Source organism: Nostoc cf. edaphicum LEGE 07299 (assembly GCF_015207245.1).
In the GTDB taxonomy this organism is placed as follows: domain Bacteria; phylum Cyanobacteriota; class Cyanobacteriia; order Cyanobacteriales; family Nostocaceae; genus Nostoc; species Nostoc edaphicum_B.
This window is the reverse complement of sequence record NZ_JADEXF010000998.1, coordinates 1-2,607: the sequence shown is the minus strand read 5'-3', so window position 1 is coordinate 2,607 and position 2,607 is coordinate 1. Positions and strand designations below refer to the sequence as shown.

General features: G+C 43.3%; 1 protein-coding gene and 1 pseudogene. One reads left to right on the top strand and one right to left on the bottom strand.

The window, feature by feature from the left end; genetic code table 11:
- Window positions 1-103: 103 nt before the first annotated feature.
- A complete protein-coding gene (cax, locus tag IQ229_RS23580; protein WP_194047928.1) occupies window positions 104-1,195 on the bottom strand; it encodes a calcium/proton exchanger in 1,092 nt (363 codons plus the stop codon).
- A gap of 682 nt (window positions 1,196-1,877) precedes the next feature.
- Between cax and IQ229_RS23575 the strand changes: the two are divergent.
- Window positions 1,878-2,607, top strand: a pseudogene (locus IQ229_RS23575) (DUF3536 domain-containing protein); the annotation flags it as partial.

The following is a 2,607-nucleotide window of genomic DNA, read 5'->3' as shown; positions in this document are numbered from 1 at the left end:
AGCCTTGATATACAAAACTCTTGACTTTTGACTTTTAATACTTCGACTTCGCTCAATGTTAACTTTTGACTTCCCCAAAGGGGCTGACTTCCGCCTTGCGCTACTACCCGATACCTTCTATAACTGGATGGAAGTAGAAGGCGAACCCCAATACTGTATAAGCAGCTAATAATAAAGTCCCTTCGAGCCAATTGGATTTACCATCAGAACTAATACTGTTTGCAATCAACACTGACGCAACCACAGCTACTAATTCAAAGGGTTGGAAATCTAAATCCATTGGTTGTCCCAATATCCGCCCTGCTATAACTAACACGGGCGCGACAAATAGGGCAATCTGCATACTTGATCCCACAGCTACCGAAAGGGAAAGATCCATCTTATCTTTCATTGCCACGGTGACTGCTGTGGCGTGTTCAGCCGCGTTACCGACGATGGGAACCAAAATCACCCCTGTAAACAGCGCCGTCAAACCTAGCTGAGATGTGGCCACTTCTAGAGAATCTACTAGCATTTCTGACTCAATTGCCACTAGCAAGGTACATACTAGCAACACGCCAACCCACAACATCATATTTGGTTTAGCATGAGGGGTTTCCTCTTCTTCTGTCTCCGCTACACCCACATCATATAGATAGGAGTGGGTTTTCATCGAAAATAGCAGCGTTAAGGCATAAACCAGGATTAACACCACAGCAACAGCAATAGAAAGATTTTGCAGTGTTTGTTCGTTAATTCCTTGAGAGGTATAATTCATTGCCGTTGGCATCAACATGGCAATCACCGCTAAATTCATCGAATCAGCATTCACCCGCGCCACAATTGGCTGAAATGTCTGTTCTTTGTAGCGCAGTCCTCCCAAAAGCATGGAAAAACCCATGACTAGTAGTAAGTTGCTAATAATCGATCCCGTGATACTGGCTTTGACTACATTTATTAATCCAGCGTTCAGCGCCACTAGGGCGATGATTAGTTCTGTAGCATTACCAAAAGTGGCATTTAACAAGCCCCCCAGTGATGGACCGACTACAACAGCAATTTCTTCTGTGGCTGTACCCATCCAAGCTGCTAAGGGCAAAATTGCCAATCCAGCTGTAATGAAAACTATCAATTCTCCCCACTCCAGAAAGTGGGCTGCTACAGAAACCGGGATAAACAGTAGTAAAACGAAAAGAATAATGTTCTTAGTTGACATTTGTTGTCTTAAGTTGAGGGTATCTTATCGGAGTGCTGAGTTATGAGTGAAGAATAAAGAAAGAGTGTGAAGTAAGTGAGCATAATTAACTGAAAATACTTCATGGTTAGTAGTTGGTTAGCGCTTTAACGCCAACTAGGAACTTTAACTTAATTCATATTTAGCTATTTATCTTCTTTCCTTTCATTTACTCAGCACGGGCTAAACGCCCCGCTATCGCTAACAGCACTCAGCACTCACTACTCCCATAGGATACCCTCAACCGTCTGTAGACCAATTCAGAGATTGTACTGTTTTCCGTTCACTGCTGCGGATGTTGTGTAAAATAAGATTGCGATATGATGAGTTTTTGTAATCTTTTGTTGCAAAAGTATGAATTTGAGCCAGAATTTTACATCAAAAATGGGGTTTAATATATTAAAAGACAATTAAAATTTTGATTGACGCTGAAGAAAAGAAAACCCTTAACTGAGCCTTTGTTCAATGGCTAATTACTTTAAGCCTTCAGGGAAAGGGCTGTGCGATAACGCAGATTTCCCACTACAATAAAACAGCTTTGTCAAAATTTAGTTGGATCTCATAGTTGTTGTTTATACCGGATTTTGTGTTCAAACTATTGTAGAAAGGTTTACGCACAATGTTTTCGGTGCAACTGCAAGTTTTTTGTTTTGGATAAATATACATGACTTCTGCTGCTGAAATGCCAGCTAGCTCTGGCTCAACGTTAACATTACATTCAGATCCCAATAACACCAAAGAAACCGATCCCCTGAGAAAGGCTAATGGTGTTTATGTGGCGGTGCATGGTCATTTTTACCAGCCACCAAGGGAAAACCCTTATCTGGACGCAATTGAACGCCAACCGAGCGCTGCACCTTTCCATGATTGGAATGAGCGGATTCATTGGGAATGCTATCGTCCAAATGCTTTTGCCAGAGTCTTAAATGACCAAGGCGAAGTGGTGGGGATCGTCAATAATTACGAGTATTTCAGTTTTAATATCGGGCCAACGCTGATGTCGTGGCTAGAACGCTACGATGTGGAAGTTTATCAGCGGATTTTAGAGGCGGATGCCAAGAGTAGCCAACGCTTGCATGGTCACGGCAATGCGATCGCGCAAGTATACAATCACATCATCATGCCTCTGGCGAATGAACGCGACAAATATACCCAAATTCGCTGGGGTAAAGAAGACTTCCGCTCCCGCTTTGGCCGTGATCCCGAAGGCATGTGGCTAGCAGAAACTGCTGTAGACTACGCAACCTTAGAAGCTCTAGTTGCTGAGGGTATTCGCTTCATTGTCCTTGCACCGTCTCAAGCACTGCGTTGCCGTCCCCTCCCCACTCAAGATCATCCCCATTCTGAATGGATTGAAGTAGGCGGTAGTCAGATTGATTCTACCCGTCCCTATC

Excerpts from the sequence above, each read along its gene's own strand:
- cax (WP_194047928.1), bottom strand. The coding sequence starts at position 1,195 with ATGTCAACTAAGAACATTATTCTTTTCGTTTTACTACTGTTTATCCCG.